The sequence below is a fragment of the Paenibacillus sp. Root52 genome (genome assembly GCF_001426865.1).
Classification (GTDB): domain Bacteria; phylum Bacillota; class Bacilli; order Paenibacillales; family Paenibacillaceae; genus Paenibacillus.
Genome location: NZ_LMFO01000017.1, coordinates 25,737 through 42,859, shown reverse-complemented (window position 1 = coordinate 42,859; position 17,123 = coordinate 25,737). Strand labels below are relative to the sequence as shown.

Genomic DNA, 17,123 nt, shown 5'->3' with positions numbered 1-17,123 from the left:
TTGTTAATGCAGCGCATTAGCAGGGTGCACATTTTTTTTTGTGAATGTGAATACAGTTCAGGAATAGATTATAGCAAAAACGAATAATGATTGAAGATTACGGTGTAAGGAGATTACATTATTCATCTGAGAGTAAGTTGTTTTTTAGGTTTAAGCTCGTTCGTGGAGTGGCGGACTGGATTGGAATATAAAATCGAAGATGTGACGCTTTTGTCAATTGAAGAGTGATATTTAATGGATGTAGATCGTAGCCATGTGAAAAAGAAACTACAGTATGATGATGTTTCACGTGAAACATTCTTCTTTTCTATAATACATAAGTGAAACGACTTACCATAATATCGAAAGAAATACCCTCCGAAAAGTAATTATCCCTTCCGTATCGTTCAATTTGAATGAATAAAAAGCAGGAAAATTAAGAGCGTTTAAAGAATAGGTAAACATAGGATTATGATAGAAAAGATGATAGAATAGAAGTATCCGATCCTGTGGTTCAGAGATCATAGATTGATATAGATGAATAGACATTTCATACAGTAAGTCATTGAATTAGGATGTGTTAGTACAGGCAAAACTTATTCGAAAAACGACGGTATATATGGGGTCGCATATTGAATAAGAAGCACCTGCATTATAGCAGGAGCTATTACGAAACTAGGTGGTAATATACGGAATGAAAGAACAATTTTCGAAGTTGTTTGGTTTGGCGGATCGCAATAACGGAGACGAGATAAAACAAATTCCGGTCAATGAAATTGTGAGCAGCCCGTATCAACCCCGTACGATCTTTGATGATGAAAAAATTGACGAGTTGTTGCAGACGATCAAGACACATGGGGTTATTCAACCTATTGTCGTCCGCGTACGAAATGGATCATATGAGATTATTGCCGGTGAACGTCGCTGGCGTGCAGTTCGAAAGCTTGGTCTGGATCATATTCCAGCCATTGTACGTGAATTCAACGACTCACAGGCTGCATCCATTGCATTGATTGAGAACTTGCAGCGTGAAGGACTAACATCGATCGAAGAAGCGGTGGCCTATCAGAAACTAATTGATTTGCATCAGTTGACACAAGAGAGTCTAGCACAGCGTTTGGGTAAGAGTCAGTCGACGATTGCCAACAAGATTCGTTTGTTACAGCTTCCTGAAGGTATTAAAGCAGCTCTAATGGAACGGAAAATCTCCGAACGACATGCAAGAGCGTTACTTTCACTAGATACAGAAGAATTACAGATGAAGCTGCTTGCTGAAATTATTGAAAAAGAACTCAATGTGAAGCAAACGGAAGCACGTGTTGCCTTCTATAAGGAATCTTCTAAAATCAAAAAATCGAAACGCATTTCATTCACCAAGGACGTTAGACTTGCACTGAATACAATTCGCCAATCGATTGATATGGTTTCCGGATCTGGTCTGGATATCAAAACGAAAGAAGAAGACCATGAGGATCATTATGAAATCGTTATCCATATTCCGAAACGCAAATAATTGAAGCTTCAGGCGGCAATGGGCCGCTTTTTCTGTCTATAGCACGGAGAATGACATTGATAGAGGAAATGGTAGTTGTTGTTGTGTGGACGATAGCCACCTGCTTAGTGTTAAATGTAGCTTATTACCTACAAGAAAAGACTCCTATTTTATTTGAGGTGAAGGTATTGTCTAAGATTATGGCCGTAGCAAATCAAAAGGGCGGTGTAGGGAAAACGACAACATCTGTTAACTTGGGTGCAGGACTGGCTTCACTCGGGAAAAGAGTACTACTTGTCGATATAGACCCTCAGGGGAACACAACCAGCGGAGTCGGAATCAATAAAGCAGATGTGGCTAATTGCATATATGATGTCATCATTAATGAAGTTCATCCTCAGCAGGCTATTGTAGAAACTCAAATCGAAGGCCTTCATATTATTCCTGCAACCATTCAGCTCGCTGGAGCCGAGATTGAATTGGTATCTACGATATCACGCGAAGTTCGCCTGAAAAAATCACTCGCCATGGTGAAAAATAATTATGATTACATACTGATCGATTGCCCACCATCCCTTGGCATGTTGACGATTAACTCGTTGACCGCTTCCGATTCGGTGATCATTCCGATTCAGTGTGAGTATTATGCACTTGAAGGTTTGAGCCAACTGCTTAACACCGTTCGTTTGGTTCAGAAACATCTGAACACCTCTTTGCAGATTGAGGGCGTGTTGCTTACGATGTTTGATGCGCGTACGAATCTGGGCATTCAAGTCATTGAAGAAGTTAAAAAGTATTTTCAGCAAAAAGTGTATTCAACGATTATCCCACGTAATGTTCGACTTAGTGAAGCGCCATCTCATGGACAGTCTATTATTACGTACGATCCCCGTTCCCGGGGAGCAGAAGTATATCTAGAGCTCGCAAAGGAAGTGATATCATATGAGTAAGCGGCTCGGAAAAGGTCTGGATGCCCTCATTCCATCGCTTTCAATTAATGATGATGACAAAATCGTTGAGATCCCGATTAGTCAATTGCGGGCAAACCCTTATCAACCTCGTAAAGTATTTGATGAGGATGCAATTCATGAGTTGGCAGAGTCCATTCGCCAGCATGGGGTAATACAACCGATCATTGTACGTACCGTGTTGAGAGGATATGAGATTATTGCCGGTGAACGGCGTTTCAGAGCTTCTCAATATTGTGGAAATGCCACTGTACCAGCAGTAGTTCGCAATTTCAGTGATCAGCAGGTTATGGAAATCGCACTGATTGAAAATCTTCAGCGTGAGAACCTAAATGCCATGGAAGTTGCAGTTGCCTATCAAGGGTTGATGGATCAATTCGCCTTGACTCAAGAAGAGCTTTCCGTAAAGGTGGGTAAGTCTCGATCCCATATCGCTAATTTCTTGAGATTGTTATCTTTACCGGATGAATTGAAGGATCATGTTTCACGTGGAACACTCTCAATGGGTCATGCTCGTGCCATTGTAGGTGTGAAGGATCTTGATATGATGAAACAACTTGCTAAACAAACCATTGAGCAACAGTGGAGTGTGCGAGAGTTGGAAGAAGCAGTTCAACAGTTGGATCGCGCTAAAGCAATCGAGGGCAAAGCGAAATCTAAACTGAAGAAGAAGGATCCATTCATTGATACAGTGGAGGAGTCCCTTCGAGAGCGGTTTAAAACAACTGTGAAAATCAAGCATAGCAACAAGGAAAAAGGTAAAATTGAGCTCAACTACTACAGCAAACAAGATCTAGAGCGGCTACTCGAACTGCTGCAATAGACGATGTTTCACGCTCGATAACAACATGCGGGGCTTTCTCATGGGATGACATATCGCCTCTGTACGATGGAGCAACGATATGTCATATTTATTTATTAGGGTGAAATGCAGGCATTACGTTTAATGAATAAGCAGAGGTGGTTATGAGGTGGAGAGAGTCATCTATCTAGATCATGCTGCAACATCATGGCCTAAACCGCCTACTGTTGGTGAAGCAATGATGCAGGCTTTGGATATAGCGGGAGCTAATCCCGGTAGAGGTAGCCATCGGATGGCTGTTCAAGCGAGTCGCGTATTATTTAGCACTAGAAAGACATTATCCACGCTGTTTGGTGTGAACAATGCAAACGATATCTCACTCGGTTCTAATACGACAGAGGCTTTGAATATTGCGATTCAGGGATGGTTACGCGAAGGGGACCATGTTATTGCAACTATGGCTGAACATAACTCTGTGCGACGTCCGCTGGAGTACATGCGTAGATCACGAAATGTAACCGTAGATTATGTAAAGGTTGATGCTATGGGCACTGTTGATCTATTGCAGCTTGAGAAGATGTTTCGACCGAATACCCGACTGGTTGTCTGTACACATAGCTCTAATCTGTTGGGTAGTATTTTACCAGTTGGTGAAATCTCTCAGATGTGTCGGAAACGCCAGATTCCTTTACTTGTAGATGCTGCTCAAAGCGCTGGAGTGATGCCTGTTGATGTGAAGCAACTTGGCATTGATATGCTTGCCTTTCCTGGTCACAAAGGTTTGTTAGGTCCACAAGGAACCGGTGGACTCTACATAGCCCCAGAGTTAGACGTGCAACCTCTGCTGCATGGCGGGACAGGAAGTCAATCTGAAGCCATAGAGCAACCTAATGTCCGTCCCGATCGTTATGAAGCTGGTACACCCAATACGGTAGGCATGGCTGGTCTTGCTGCTGGTGTGAAGCATGTGATGGAATTAACACCTGAACGGATCTACCAACATGAATGGGAATTAACACAGTTTATGATGGAAGGGTTAGTCTCTGTACCGGGAATCCGAATGTTAGGCCCAGAAGTTGGGCACCCACGAACTGGATTGTTATCCTTTACGGTAGAAGGACATGATTCAGCCCAACTCGCTTTTAAACTGGATCGACAGTATAACATTGCAGTTCGTTCCGGGTTTCACTGTACACCTCTTGCACATGAGTCCGCAGGTACTACACGTAGTGGAGCGGTTAGAGCAAGTGTAGGGTATAACACAGTCCAAAGTGATGTGAACACTTTAATTGAAGCTGTGCACGAAATAACAAGATTTAAATAAGTCGCATGGATACATCATCGTTAGGCATGTTACGATCTCAATCCATGACATAAAGAGAGTGGATATACCCGGGTACGCATCGCTTGGTTATACGAAGGGGCTTAGGGAATCCTAAGAGGAGTTTTTGTATTTCCGGGCTGATCGATCAGGTGATTTCGTAATATAGGCATGATGCTACAGGATACAGACCTTAATCTGAACAAACAAACAGAGGGGTAGTTACACTACATGGCTGAACTAAATGAGCTGATTCTGGAACAATTGCTATGGATTATTGGCGGAATGGCATTACTATTGGTAATCTTGCTGGTGACTAGCATTGCACAGGGTGCAAAGTTGCGTAAGTTTAAACAGAAATATGAAGCGATGATGTCTGGCACAGGAGTAGAAGATCTGGAGACGTTGTTAATTAATCTGAAGATTCAGATGGATAGCATTGAAGATGAACACAAGCTGCAAACGAATCAGCTACAAGCAGTCATGCAGAAATTGACCCATATGCAGGGTAAAGTAGGGGTTAAGCGTTATAATGCTTATGGTGAAAGAGGTAGCGATCTAAGCTTCTCCATGGCAATGATTAATGATAATCAAGACGGTATGATCCTCACAGGTCTTTATAATCGTGATGGTTCGTATGTCTATGCTAAACCTCTTAAAGGGGGAGAGTCCACGTATACACTTTCCCCTGAAGAGAAAGAAGCGATTACTCTGGCACAGCAAGCAGAGTAGAGCGAGTATGCCATTCTCGAATGGCCGAGTAAAGACTGCTGGATATAATCTCAGACATGCGCATAACTAAACTGAGCCTTGTATTCTGCAGAACAAAGTATTCCATAAAGCCGCCGACGTTAACGATACCTGTCAGATGGATATCGCCGACCGGCGGTAATTCTTTATTTACGCCAGCTCCAGGCTTCAATGGTCCATTTACCACCTGAATGCAGCCAACACTAGAGGATTGTCCAAGACAAGCATCAATTCCGATAACGTATGGATTATGGTGTGTGGCTTGGATTTTGTGAAGTGTTTCTTGTAGATTCATAGCATGTACAGGTTCGTCTAGTGTGCCATAAAGGTGAAAGAGAGGGCTGTCCCATTTAGCAAGAGCTGAACCTACTAATGGGCCTAAGCAGTCCCCGGTAGATCGATCAGTACCGATGCATACGATTACAACATTTTGTAACGAGTGAGCTTTATAGAGATGGAACATTAAACGATGAATAATAGCAGAGTGTACGCCAGGATCGGTATGAGGAATTTTCAAGCTGGTCATATCTTGGGATGAAAAAGAATGCGAGATGGGTTTCATAGGATCTATCCTTTCCCCTTGAAATGGTAGTAACAGTATATGGAAGGATAGAGCGTTTTATACTTGGTCAGGACAAGCTTTTTCATGAGAAGGTTATGATGTAACCCAATGAGGGTAAATTGGAGCTAAGTAAGGTTGAAGGGAGCCGGTCATGGACGAATGGTTAGATGATTGGATGTTGATTGCGTTTGATTCTACTCAGCAGGCACTACGAGCGGAGATGTTATTAGAATTTGCTGAGATTGAGATCGACTTATTTCCAACACCGAAGGAGATTACAGCAGGCTGTGCACTCTGTATTCAGTTTCCTAAGGAAGATGTGTTGAGGGTGCAACAGATCATTCGGAATGAGTTCGTGGAGATTCGAGGCCTCTATTTCAAAAACGAAGACAGCTATGATAACATACCGATGTAGAGGGGGATGGATGAATGTGGTCGTTTAAGTATATGACTGCTCCTGCTTTAGAATCAGCTCTAAGCTGGACAGATCAATTATGGAACAAAATCGCTGATGCAGATATGTGGTTCAATATTTTATTCAGTTCCCTACGCATTATACTTATCTTTATCGCTACTCGGATTGTTATTAAAATTGTATCGCGTATTATTGATCGCAGTATGCAGCAGAAGCAAGAAGGTCGGCTTCGTGTCAACCCTCGCAGATTTGTTACTGTAGGCGAGTTGATGAAGAATGCAACCTCCATCACATGTAATTTCATTATGATACTGCTTGTATTATCGGAGATTAATGTGAAGGTTGGGCCATTACTTGCCAGTGCGGGTGTACTCGGGCTAGCAATCGGTTTTGGGGCACAGGGATTAGTGAAAGATGTTATTACGGGTTTCTTCATTATATTAGAGGATCAATTCGCTGTAGGAGATGTCATTCAGACTGGTACGTATAAGGGAACGGTTGAGGTAATTGGACTCAGAACGACTAAGTTGGTGAGTTGGCAAGGTGAGGTGCACATCATACCCAATGGTACCATTGCCAGTGTAACGAACTTCTCGATGTCCAATTCATTAGCCGTGGTGGACATTCCAATGAAGGCTGACCAGAGTCTGGATGAATCGGTGAATTTGGTGAAGCGAGCGCTGGTGGGGATTGAGAATCGTGATCTCAACATTGTGAAAGTTCCAGATGTACTTGGAATTCAATCGATGTCTACCTCAGAGTACGTTGTTCGCATCGTTGCAGAGTGTATGCCAAACTCCAGATCTTCTGTAGAACGTCAGATTCAAAGTGATGTGAAGAAATCACTGGAGTATCAAGAGATGAGCAATCAAGCAGTGTTAGAGCAGGCAGCAGGTCAAGAACAGGATGAGGGGGATGGCACAGGTGGAGCGTAAAATTTTTCAGCTCGGGGACATCGTGCAGATGAAGAAGCAGCATCCATGCGGAAGCAATGAGATGGAGATCATTCGTATGGGAATGGATATCCGTATCAAATGTGTAGGGTGCAAACACAGCGTGCTAATTCCAAGAGCGAAGTTTGAGAAAAACATGAAAAAAGTGCTGCGGTCAGCAGAAGATCTAGCTGAATCATGAGTAGACCGTAAGTAAATCATGAGTAAATCGTAAGCAGAATGAAGGATATGAAGTTGAATAGATTATACCTAAAATAGCGGTTACATGCAGGCAGGGCTAAGTGTTGCGTTCTGTAAATGATCATGCTATAATCAATATTGCTGCGGAAAGGTACCCAAGAGGCCCAAGGGGGCTGACTCGAAATCAGCTAGGCGTGTCACAGCGTGCGTGGGTTCGAATCCCACCCTTTCCGCCACTTCACTTGTACATGATAAAACATTCGATTACTCAACGAAGTGTTGAGTTATATAAGAAGAAAGTCTTCCTAATATGGAAGGCTTTTTTTGTTTGCTCATTCTTTTTTGATAAGACAGTAAAAGCAATGGCATGAAGTGAAGCAACCACCAGTGACTGTGACCACAAAATAAAGAGCCCCTAAGGGCTCTCTATCCGGCAGTGCATTCGGTTAGTAGGAAACAATCTGGCGTAAAGATCAGAAACCTTGGCGTACTGCTGAAGCAATACTCGTGCTTAGGACGCAGGGTCTTACACACAACCACTTGCTTCTTATATTACGTGATGCATTTCCAACAAAGAATGTTCGGCTTCGTTGTCCAACGGAACCACACCTCTCTCGTGCACCGCCTGATTGTATTATGTGCTTTATTTCGTTTTATATACGTTGAGCTGAAAAAAAGTTTACTTAGTGGACACGAGCTTTCGTCAGCTTCTTCCACTTACGATTATGATTGCTTGTCTCTGGGAAGGGCTCACCCTTTTGCAGCGTTACTCGCTTTGGATTGTTGATTTCCGTGTGAAAGCTCTTCTCACCGACCTCGGTGTACTCGCCATCATTTGGAGCTTTGTCTCCTGGTTCAAATTCAGTTCTTTCGCCCATGATATGAAAACCTCCTTGGCCTAATGTATTTCGTTGTAGCTTCTGTAGTGTGCTCCATAGTAGGGGTGATCATGTGCCATATATAAAGGGAACGTTTGCTTGCATTATGGTTCTGTATTTGTTATATTAATATAGTTCGAGTTTGTGCTCGTTCCTTGCTCTCAACCTAGATTGAGGGCCAGAGTCCATAAGGAGGTGAAAATTATGCGCAAATATGAAGTGATGTACATTATTCGTCCTGACGTTGAGCAAGAAGTTGTTCAAGCTACAGTCGATAAATTCCAAGGCATCATCTCCAACGGCGGTGGTGAAGTTACAGCTCACGACGTTATGGGTAAACGCCGTCTTGCGTATGAGATCAAGAAATTCCGTGATGGTGTTTATGTTTTGGTACACTTCACTGCTGAACCAGCAGTTGTTACTGAACTTGAGCGTCTCATGAAGATTTCTGACGAAGTAATTCGTTATCTCATTACAAACGACGTTAAGTCTGCTTAAGACAAAACTCGTGATCGACGCACCAATACGCTCTGAAGGAGGGGATTACATTGTTGAACCGTGTCATTCTGATCGGCCGGTTAACCCGGGATCCTGAGTTGCGTTACACTCCAGCAGGAGTAGCAGTTACGCAATTTACTTTGGCAGTGGACAGACCGTTTACAAGCCAAGGGGGAGAAAAGGAAGCGGATTTCATTCCGGTCGTAACCTGGAGACAGCTTGCCGAGACTTGTGCAAACTACTTGCGCAAAGGACGCCTGGCTGCAGTCGAAGGACGCATTCAAGTACGGAACTACGAGAATAACGAAGGAAAACGTGTATACGTGACCGAAGTCATTGCCGATAATGTCCGTTTCTTGGAGTCAGCTAACCGTGATAATAGCGGTGGCGGCGGTGGGCAACCTATGCGTGAAGAGCCTTCTTATGGAGGCGGCGGACGCGCGAACAATAACAATAATTCGCGTAGCAACAATCAGGATCCTTTTTCCGATGACGGAAAACCGATTGATATATCGGATGATGATTTGCCATTTTAACATGAGCTGATACTCTTAGGAGATATGGGTTACATGATAGGAAAGGACTGAAAAGCATGGGCTTCAAGCAAAGAGAAGGCGGAGACAACGATAAAAGACCGGCACGTCGTGGCGGCCGTAATAAACGTCGTAAAGTGTGCTTCTTCACAGCAAACAAAATTACTCACATCGATTATAAAGATACGGACTTGCTTCGTAAATTTATCAGCGAACGTGGAAAAATTTTGCCACGCCGTGTAACAGGTACTAGCGCTAAATATCAACGTGCTTTGACGATTGCAATTAAACGCTCCCGTCAAATCGCATTATTGCCATACACTACTGAGTAGTCTTACTCAGCATGGATAACAAGCAGTCGGCTTATAGCCGGCTGCTTTTTTGCATATTCATTAGTTACTTACTAGATGCAACGAAACAATCAAAGCTTTTACTGATTAGATAAACGAACCTCCATAAGAACTGCGCTTGCGTATAGATTTCCACTAAATTGTGCATTAGGAAAGTCCGATGTTATGATATAAGGTATAGGCTGAGTTAAGGTGGCTATATTAAAGTTCAACACATCAGGAGATTATAATGAACAAATCAAAACGTAAAAAACAGCAAAAACGGAAAGGTCGTCTGCGGTTCTGGCTTATCGCTACTTTGCTCCTTGTCGTTGTATATATATGGCTTCAGCAGAAAGATGATGTATATGAAATATGGCCGGGAAACCCGCAAGATGTTATTCCCATTACAGGCCTTCATCCCCTTGTTGCTGAGAGTGAGGAGCTATTGGTTCGAAAAGCAGCCAGGCGCGGCATAGATGTTGTCATTACTCATGGTTATCGAAGTATAGAGGAACAGGATGCACTGTTCGATCAAGGGCGTTCAAGTGCAGGGAACATTGTCACCAATGCCAGGGGTGGAGAATCTTATCACAACTATGGTTTAGCTATTGATTTTGCCCTTCATACACCCCAGGGGGAGATTGTATGGGATATGGAGCGTGACGATAACGGTAATGGTGAGCCTGATTGGATGGAGGTTGTTACAATCGCAAAAGACCTCGGATTCACATGGGGAGGGGATTGGGCTAACTTTCCCGACTACCCTCATTTACAAATGGATTTTGGCCTGAGCATTAATGAGTTAAAGCGAGGTAAACGACCGCCGGATATGCCTTAATTAATATTATTAATATGCAATGATACGTATTATTATTAGTAAAGTCCTGCATTTTGCAGGGCTTTTTTCATTGTTTTGTAAAAAAAATGATAAAAGATGACAATTAGTCCTTTACAGCAGTAAATAAAAAAATTTATACTATAATAACTAGAAATAAACCACTGATTCGATATAAGGGTAGCCAATATCATATTTGTATATATTTGTTTGCAAGTATGCGTTTACTTTTGAACATCAACTACTAACCACACGTATCATAAAGTTAACATGTGAGCTTAATATAAGAGACTACTTCGACTATATATCACACGTATTTACACTCTGCATGTAATGTTAATGTCATATTTTAGATTTTCCAAACTCTATCTGATGTAAAACTTTCAAACGTCCCCCTCCTCTAATGCTGTAAACTCCTTAATATTTACCTTTTTAGCATAGCTAATACCCAAAACTGTAGTATAAAAAACATTTATTCCAAAAATCTCAAAATAAGCATTGACGTCACCTAAATTTACACGTATGATTACATTAATTATTTTGCTATATAATCCCGGTAGGAATGCTCAACATTAATTGACCAATGGTCTAAATTGAAATACAAAAATTTAATTCATTTGCTGAATTCGTATTTTGTATAAAAATTTGTTCGTTGTCTTCAAAAACATGGAAATATACAGTGGATGCATTCATCTATTGATGAAACATTCTACGGAAATTTTGGGGTTAGGGTGATTGATTTGAATACAGACCTATTGGAAGTCAGAAATCTAACTACATCTTTCAGAATTGAAGATGACTATTACGCAGCAGTTGACCACGTTAACCTTACCGTTAAGAAAAATGAAGTGTTAGCAATTGTGGGAGAGTCCGGATCGGGAAAGAGTGCATTTGCCTTCTCACTTATGGGATTGCACAACAAAGCAAAAATTGAAGGTCAAATTTTGTATAAAGGGCAGGATATAGCTAATATATCTCCTAACAAATTAAACAAACTTCGTGGTAATGAGATGGGGATGATATTCCAAGACCCATTATCAGCACTAAATCCTCTAATGATTATCGGCGAACAGATCGAAGAGATCCTGACGCTGCATCAACCTAAGCTTTCTTCCAAAGATAAGAAAGTGAAAGTTATTGATCTGCTTAACCAAGTCGGAATTCCACGACCTGAGCATATTTATAAGCAGTACCCTCACGAATTATCAGGCGGTATGAGACAGAGAGTTGTTATCGCCATTGCGATTGCCAATAAACCTGAACTGTTGATCGCCGATGAGCCAACTACCGCACTGGACGTTACCATTCAACTACAAATCCTAGAACTTATTCGCGATCTGAAGAAAGAGATCAATGCAGGCATCATCCTAATCACTCATGACCTCGGTGTAGTAGCTGAGATGGCTGACCGGGTTGCAGTAATGTATGCAGGTGAGATTGTTGAGATTGCAGATATCTATACCTTGATGAGCAATGCTAAACATCCATATACACGTTCACTTTTAAATTCTATCCCTACGATTACAGATACAGATGAGAAGTCGAAGCTACATGTCATTCAAGGCATCGTTCCTTCACTTAAAAACCTTCCTCGCCAAGGGTGCCGATTCAAGGCTCGAATTCCATGGATTGATGATTCGGCTCATGAAGAGAACCCACAGATGCATGAAATTGCACCAGGTCACTTTGTAAGATGCACCTGTTACCAGCACTTTCATTTCCCTGATCAAAGCTGAGGAGGAACAACATAATGGCATTACTAGAAGTAGAAGGACTCAAAATACATTTTCCGATTCGTGGTGGCTTGCTCAAGCGCGAGATTGGAAGTATCAAAGCAGTTGATGATGTCAGCTTCTCCATCGAACAAGGACAAACCTATGGACTTGTTGGGGAATCTGGTTCTGGTAAAACGACGACAGGAAGAGCCATTATCGGTCTGAATCACGTAACAGCGGGTAAGGTCATGTTTAATGGCAAAAATCTAGCCACAGAACGTCGTAAAGATCGGCAGCTTCAACGTGATGTGCAAATGATTTTCCAAGATCCGTATTCTTCACTTAATCCGAAGAAGCGGGTTATTGATATCATTGCCGAGCCACTCCGTAACTACGAGCGACTGACGGCTACGGAAGAGAAAAAACAAGTAAGAGAATTACTAGAGAAGGTCGGGCTTAGTCCTGAATCCATCTACAAATATCCACATGAATTCTCGGGTGGTCAACGTCAGCGGATCGGAATTGCGCGGGCAATCGCCTTGAAGCCAAAACTGATTATTGCAGATGAGCCTGTATCCGCATTGGACGTATCGGTACAAGCCCAGGTGCTAAACTTCATGCAGGATATTCAAAAGGAATTGAATTTGACCTATCTGTTCATTAGCCATGATCTCGGGATCATAAGGCATATGTGTGATCAGATTGGGATTATGTATAAAGGTCGATATGTGGAGCAGGGAACAACCGATGACATTTTTGAGAATCCACAGCATATCTATACCAAACGTCTTATTGCAGCTATTCCGGATATGGATCCAAGCAAACGAGAGGAAATGGTTGCCTTTCGTAATATGGTCAAGTCAGAGTACGAGAATTCATATCGAAACTTCTTTGATGAGGAAGGGCTTGCATACTCGCTCCAATCCATTTCTAATACTCACCGAGTAGCTCTACCTCAGAAAGGTTGAAGACCATGTGGAAAATAATAGTACGAAGAATCATGATTATGATCCCTCAGATCTTTTTGCTCAGTCTTTTGGTCTTCTTGATGGCCAAGGCTATGCCAGGGGATGCACTAACCGGTTTGCTTGATCCAAGCATTGATCCTAAAGCATTGGATGAACAGCGGGAACGACTTGGACTTAATAATCCATGGTATGTACAGTATTGGGACTGGATCAGAAATGCCGCTCAAGGTGATTTTGGACAATCCTTCCGATTTAAAATGCCGGTTATGGATCTCATTGGTCAACGTATAGCGAATACATTCTGGCTCGCTTTTGCAACACTTGTTTTCACGTATTTAATTGCGATTCCACTTGGTATTATCAGTGGTCGTTATAATGACACATGGTCTGACCGATTAATTACGGGTTATACCTATCTAGGTTTTGCAGCACCTCTATTTATTTTTGCACTCGTTATGTTATGGATTTTTGGTTTCCACTTTGGCTTATTCCCGACCGGAGGCAGCGTAGCACCTGGACTTACACCAGGAACATTCGAGTACATTGCTAGTAAGTTCTATCATTTGTTATTACCGGCATTATCTATGGCATTGATCACTACGGTATCCACTGTTCAGTACTTGCGTAGTGAAATTATTGATATCAAGCATAAAGAATTTGTTCTTACTGCTAGAGCCAAGGGTGCCTCGGAATCACGAGTGTACAACAGACATATTTTGAGAAACTCTCTACTACCGATCGCCGCATTCTTCGGTTATGAGATTACGGGGCTTATCGGAGGAACGATTTTCATTGAGAGTATATTCAGTTATCCGGGCATGGGGCAGCTGTTCCTTACCTCAATCTCTCTTCGAGATTTTAGTGTTGTAACAGCGCTTGTCCTACTATTTGGTATAGCTACAATTCTAGGATCATTGTTGTCTGACATTATTCTGGGATTGGTAGATCCGCGTATTCGGATTAAGTAAGAACTTGAAGATTTCGGGGTGAATAAGATGAGCAAGACCAATGATGTCGTTATAACTTCACAGAAGATTGATAAAAGCCCCTCTGGCTTGAGTATATTGTGGAGAGAAATCGTTCGAGATAAGGTTGCTCTGGTCTCACTTATATTTTTGGGACTGGTTTTAATAATAGTCTACGGGACAGCTCTGTTTCTGGATCAAGACGAAATCGTAAAAGTAGATCTGTTCGCTTTGTATGAACCGCCTTCTGCGCAATATTGGCTCGGGACTGACTACGGAGGTCGTGATGTATTCGGACAACTAATCATCGGTACGCGTAACTCACTAACGATTGCAATTCTGGTTACGCTAATGACAGGTTTCATAGGGATTGTGATTGGAGTAGTATCCGGTTACTTCGGAGGCTTTATCGATAATATATTTATGCGTATTGTTGATTTCTTCAGCATACTTCCGTTCTTGATGATCGTTATTGCGTTTGTTACAGCAGTACCCAAATATAATATTGTTTCGTTCTCGCTAATCATGACTGCTTTCCTATGGATGGGGATTACTAGATTGATCCGATCAAAGGCGTTGCAAGAGGGAGAACTAGAATATGTAAAAGCATCAAAAACAATGGGATCATCCCATCTGAAGATTATCTTCTCACAGGTACTTCCCAATCTGAGTTCGATTATCATCGTAACGATGACGTTGAACCTCGCTGCCAACATTGGCCTCGAATCAGGGTTGTCTTTCCTAGGGTTTGGTTTCCCTGAAAGCACACCTAGTCTTGGAACACTCGTAAGCTATGCTCGTAATCCGCAAACCTTGGAATTTAGATGGTGGATATGGCTACCTGCGTCACTACTGATCCTAGTATTGATGTTGAGTATAAATAATGTCGGACAAGCTCTGAAGCGTGCGACTGATGCAAGACAAAGAAGAGGTTAAAAAAAGGGAGGAAAGGTTCATGAAAAAAGGATTTTTTTCACGGGGTATATTTTTCACAATGATGTTGGTCTTCGTACTGGTGCTTGCAGCATGTAGTTCAGAGAAAGAAGCAACTCCAGCGCCTACGGCTAACCAAGGGGAAGAGAAAACGGAAGAAAAGCCTGCTAATGAAGAGGGCGTTTACTCCATTGATGATTTTAACAATGCTAAAACGAATGAAGGTACAGCGATCGAAGGCGGATCAATTACTTTTGGTCTAGTATCTGATACAGCTTTTGAAGGTACACTGAACTATAACTTCTATTCTGGTAACCCGGATGTCAAAGTTCTTGAATGGTTCGATGAGGGTTTGCTAACTTGGGATAAAGACTATGTCTACACCAATGATGGTGCAGCAACATATGAAACGTCCGAGGATGGCAAAACATTTACATTGACGATCCGTGATAACGTGAACTGGCATGATGGTAAACCGGTAACAGCTGAAGATCTACAATTTGCTTATGAAACTATTGGTAGCAAAGGTTATGATGGCCCTCGTTACGATTCTAGCTTCACCAGTGTAGTAGGTATGGATGAGTTCCATGCAGGTACTGCAGACACAATCTCTGGTATTGAAGTGCTGGGAGACAAACAAATCAGCATTACGTACAAAGAATCCACACCGTCCCTGTTGACAGGTGGTGTATGGACGTACCCACTGGCTAAACATATCTTCGGTGATATGGATGTAGCGAAAATGTCTTCTTCCAAAGAAGTGCGTGAAACTCCAATTGGTTTTGGTCCATTTAAAGTTGAGACCATCACTCCAGGTGAGTCTGTAACTTATGTGAAGAACGAAGATTACTGGCGTGGAGCTCCGAAGTTGGATAAAGTAACTTTGAAAGTTATTAACCCAACAACGGTTGTTCAAGAATTGAAATCTGGAGGCGTAGACCTCGTAGATGCGTTCCCGACAGATCAATATAAAGACAATGCGGACATGTCTAACGTAGAATTCCTTGGTAACATTGACCGTGCTTACACGTACATCGGTTTCAAATTGGGTACATGGGATGAAGCAAACGGTAAAGTTGTAAGCAATGCAGATGCTAAAATGGGCGACAAAAACTTGCGTAAAGCAATGTGGATGGCTGTAGATAACGATCAAGTTGGTAAACGTTTCTACAACGGTTTGCGTTGGAATGCAACAACTCTGATTCCACCATCTCATCCTGAGTTCCACGATTCTAACAACCCAGGTGTTGCATATGACCCTGAAGCGGCGAAGAAATTGCTCGACGAAGCTGGTTATAAATTAGAGGGTGAGTTCCGTACCAACCCAGATGGAACACCACTAGAAATTAATTTCATTTCAATGACGGGTGGAGATATTGCACAGCCGCTGGCTCAATATTATGTTCAGTCATGGGCTGCAATTGGTTTGAAAGTGAACCTGGAAATGGTTGAGTTCAACAGCTTCTATGACCGTGTAGGTAATACTGGGAAAGATGATCCAAACGTTGACGTATATCAAGCAGCATGGGGCGTTGGTATTGACGTAGATCCTTCCGGATTGTATGGTCGCGATGCATTGTATAACTTCCCTAGATTCTCTAGCGAAGAAAATGACAGATTGCTGGCAGCAGGTGTATCCGCTGAAGCATTCGATGTAGACAAGCGTAAAGAGATCTACAACGAATGGCAGCAGTACATGGTTGATGAAGTTCCTGTATTCCCAACACTGTATCGTGCAGTTGTCGTACCTGTTAACAAACGTGTAATGAACTACGCAATTGGTGACGGTACTGGCGTATACTTGAATGAATTGGCTGTTAATGCGGACAAAGCAGTTGTAGCTGAGTAAATCTAAAGCTGTGCACGATCTAAAGTGCCACGATTAGAAGCAAAAGTTAATTTCACAATGATCTAACATCGATTAAGGATTGGGGTCCTTCGTAACAATCGATGCTTGGATCAATGAATCATTCTTCTAGGATGTTATAAAATGAATCATCTAAACATGGATTTTTACACTCTGGCATGGGTGTAGGAATCCATG

At 42.2% G+C, this 17,123-nt stretch carries 19 protein-coding genes and 1 tRNA gene; 18 read left to right on the top strand and 2 right to left on the bottom strand.

The annotated features are described in order from the left end of the window. Positions 1-673 precede the first annotated feature (673 nt). From noc to ASD24_RS16255, 5 genes are all read left to right on the top strand, one after another. A complete protein-coding gene (noc, locus tag ASD24_RS16275; protein ID WP_056697550.1) occupies positions 674-1,492 on the top strand; it encodes a nucleoid occlusion protein in 819 nt (272 codons plus the stop codon). A 167-nt stretch (positions 1,493-1,659) separates the two neighbouring features. Then, entirely contained in the window at positions 1,660-2,421 is a 762-nt protein-coding gene (locus ASD24_RS16270) for a ParA family protein (protein ID WP_056697605.1), read from the top strand. Continuing rightward, on the top strand, positions 2,414-3,262 hold the full coding sequence (locus tag ASD24_RS16265) for a ParB/RepB/Spo0J family partition protein (protein WP_056697549.1): 849 nt from the start codon (positions 2,414-2,416) through the stop codon (positions 3,260-3,262). Before ASD24_RS16270 ends, ASD24_RS16265 begins: the two co-directional genes overlap by 8 nt. A 148-nt stretch (positions 3,263-3,410) precedes the next feature. Continuing rightward, positions 3,411-4,565, top strand: coding sequence for an aminotransferase class V-fold PLP-dependent enzyme (locus tag ASD24_RS16260; RefSeq protein WP_056697548.1), 1,155 nt, complete (start codon positions 3,411-3,413; stop codon positions 4,563-4,565). 228 nt (positions 4,566-4,793) lie between these two features. After that, positions 4,794-5,294, top strand: a complete 501-nt coding sequence (locus ASD24_RS16255; protein WP_056697546.1) for a DUF4446 family protein — start codon at positions 4,794-4,796, stop codon at positions 5,292-5,294. On the opposite strand, the gene yyaC is transcribed toward ASD24_RS16255, so the two are convergent. Continuing rightward, entirely contained in the window at positions 5,269-5,874 is a 606-nt protein-coding gene (yyaC, locus tag ASD24_RS16250) for a spore protease YyaC (RefSeq protein ID WP_056697544.1), read from the bottom strand. The genes ASD24_RS16255 and yyaC overlap by 26 nt on opposite strands. Before the next feature lie 151 nt (positions 5,875-6,025). Between yyaC and ASD24_RS16245 the strand changes: the two genes are divergently transcribed. The 4 genes from ASD24_RS16245 (at position 6,026) to ASD24_RS16230 (ending at position 7,658) form a co-directional block, all read left to right on the top strand. After that, positions 6,026-6,289, top strand: coding sequence for a DUF3343 domain-containing protein (locus ASD24_RS16245; RefSeq protein ID WP_056697542.1), 264 nt, complete (start codon positions 6,026-6,028; stop codon positions 6,287-6,289). Between the two features lie 14 nt (positions 6,290-6,303). Then, positions 6,304-7,224 carry a mechanosensitive ion channel family protein gene (locus tag ASD24_RS16240; RefSeq protein ID WP_056697540.1) on the top strand — a complete coding sequence of 307 codons (921 nt, stop codon included), beginning with the start codon at positions 6,304-6,306 and terminating at the stop codon, positions 7,222-7,224. After that, positions 7,214-7,423 (top strand): DUF951 domain-containing protein, encoded by a 210-nt coding sequence (locus tag ASD24_RS16235; protein ID WP_056697538.1) that lies wholly within the window; start codon positions 7,214-7,216, stop codon positions 7,421-7,423. Before ASD24_RS16240 ends, ASD24_RS16235 begins: the two co-directional genes overlap by 11 nt. A gap of 144 nt (positions 7,424-7,567) precedes the next feature. After that, positions 7,568-7,658: transfer RNA gene (locus ASD24_RS16230), tRNA-Ser, on the top strand. Positions 7,659-8,105: 447 nt separating this feature from the next. Here the strand turns inward: ASD24_RS16230 and ASD24_RS16225 are convergent. Further along, a complete protein-coding gene (locus ASD24_RS16225) occupies positions 8,106-8,300 on the bottom strand; it encodes a YjzC family protein (RefSeq protein ID WP_056697536.1) in 195 nt (64 codons plus the stop codon). 204 nt (positions 8,301-8,504) lie between these two features. Between ASD24_RS16225 and rpsF the strand changes: the two genes are divergently transcribed. The 9 genes from rpsF to ASD24_RS16180 all read left to right on the top strand — a co-directional run bounded on the left by rpsF (position 8,505) and on the right by ASD24_RS16180 (position 16,928). Then, the gene (rpsF, locus tag ASD24_RS16220; protein WP_024629534.1) at positions 8,505-8,798 is read left to right on the top strand and encodes a 30S ribosomal protein S6; all 294 of its coding nucleotides are present in this window, start codon (positions 8,505-8,507) and stop codon (positions 8,796-8,798) included. 50 nt (positions 8,799-8,848) lie between these two features. Further along, positions 8,849-9,334 (top strand): single-stranded DNA-binding protein, encoded by a 486-nt coding sequence (gene ssb, locus ASD24_RS16215; RefSeq protein ID WP_017691432.1) that lies wholly within the window; start codon positions 8,849-8,851, stop codon positions 9,332-9,334. Between the two features lie 56 nt (positions 9,335-9,390). Further along, a complete protein-coding gene (gene rpsR, locus ASD24_RS16210; protein ID WP_056697535.1) occupies positions 9,391-9,663 on the top strand; it encodes a 30S ribosomal protein S18 in 273 nt (90 codons plus the stop codon). Positions 9,664-9,910: 247 nt separating this feature from the next. Then, complete coding sequence (locus ASD24_RS16205; protein ID WP_056697533.1) at positions 9,911-10,501, top strand: M15 family metallopeptidase; 591 nt, start codon at positions 9,911-9,913, stop codon at positions 10,499-10,501. 737 nt (positions 10,502-11,238) lie between these two features. Next, a complete protein-coding gene (locus tag ASD24_RS16200) occupies positions 11,239-12,234 on the top strand; it encodes an ABC transporter ATP-binding protein (RefSeq protein ID WP_056697602.1) in 996 nt (331 codons plus the stop codon). A gap of 14 nt (positions 12,235-12,248) precedes the next feature. Next, entirely contained in the window at positions 12,249-13,181 is a 933-nt protein-coding gene (locus ASD24_RS16195) for an ABC transporter ATP-binding protein (protein WP_056697531.1), read from the top strand. 5 nt (positions 13,182-13,186) lie between these two features. Continuing rightward, complete coding sequence (gene opp4B / locus ASD24_RS16190; RefSeq protein ID WP_056697529.1) at positions 13,187-14,149, top strand: oligopeptide ABC transporter permease; 963 nt, start codon at positions 13,187-13,189, stop codon at positions 14,147-14,149. Positions 14,150-14,176: 27 nt separating this feature from the next. Beyond that, positions 14,177-15,082, top strand: a complete 906-nt coding sequence (locus ASD24_RS16185; RefSeq protein WP_056697527.1) for an ABC transporter permease — start codon at positions 14,177-14,179, stop codon at positions 15,080-15,082. Positions 15,083-15,101: 19 nt separating this feature from the next. Then, on the top strand, positions 15,102-16,928 hold the full coding sequence (locus tag ASD24_RS16180) for an oligopeptide ABC transporter substrate-binding protein (protein ID WP_056697524.1): 1,827 nt from the start codon (positions 15,102-15,104) through the stop codon (positions 16,926-16,928). The last annotated feature ends 195 nt before the right edge of the window (positions 16,929-17,123 follow it).

Bases quoted from the DNA above. Each gene is read 5' to 3' on its own strand.
- noc (WP_056697550.1), top strand. From the start codon at position 674: ATGAAAGAACAATTTTCGAAGTTGTTTGGTTTGGCGGATCGCAATAAC.
- ASD24_RS16265 (WP_056697549.1), top strand. From the start codon at position 2,414: ATGAGTAAGCGGCTCGGAAAAGGTCTGGATGCCCTCATTCCATCGCTT.
- ASD24_RS16255 (WP_056697546.1), top strand. From the start codon at position 4,794: ATGGCTGAACTAAATGAGCTGATTCTGGAACAATTGCTATGGATTATT.
- yyaC (WP_056697544.1), bottom strand. From the start codon at position 5,874: ATGAAACCCATCTCGCATTCTTTTTCATCCCAAGATATGACCAGCTTG.
- ASD24_RS16245 (WP_056697542.1), top strand. From the start codon at position 6,026: ATGGACGAATGGTTAGATGATTGGATGTTGATTGCGTTTGATTCTACT.
- ASD24_RS16240 (WP_056697540.1), top strand. From the start codon at position 6,304: ATGTGGTCGTTTAAGTATATGACTGCTCCTGCTTTAGAATCAGCTCTA.
- ASD24_RS16225 (WP_056697536.1), bottom strand. From the start codon at position 8,300: ATGGGCGAAAGAACTGAATTTGAACCAGGAGACAAAGCTCCAAATGAT.
- rpsF (WP_024629534.1), top strand. From the start codon at position 8,505: ATGCGCAAATATGAAGTGATGTACATTATTCGTCCTGACGTTGAGCAA.
- rpsR (WP_056697535.1), top strand. From the start codon at position 9,391: ATGGGCTTCAAGCAAAGAGAAGGCGGAGACAACGATAAAAGACCGGCA.
- ASD24_RS16205 (WP_056697533.1), top strand. From the start codon at position 9,911: ATGAACAAATCAAAACGTAAAAAACAGCAAAAACGGAAAGGTCGTCTG.
- ASD24_RS16195 (WP_056697531.1), top strand. From the start codon at position 12,249: ATGGCATTACTAGAAGTAGAAGGACTCAAAATACATTTTCCGATTCGT.
- opp4B (WP_056697529.1), top strand. From the start codon at position 13,187: ATGTGGAAAATAATAGTACGAAGAATCATGATTATGATCCCTCAGATC.
- ASD24_RS16185 (WP_056697527.1), top strand. From the start codon at position 14,177: ATGAGCAAGACCAATGATGTCGTTATAACTTCACAGAAGATTGATAAA.
- ASD24_RS16180 (WP_056697524.1), top strand. From the start codon at position 15,102: ATGAAAAAAGGATTTTTTTCACGGGGTATATTTTTCACAATGATGTTG.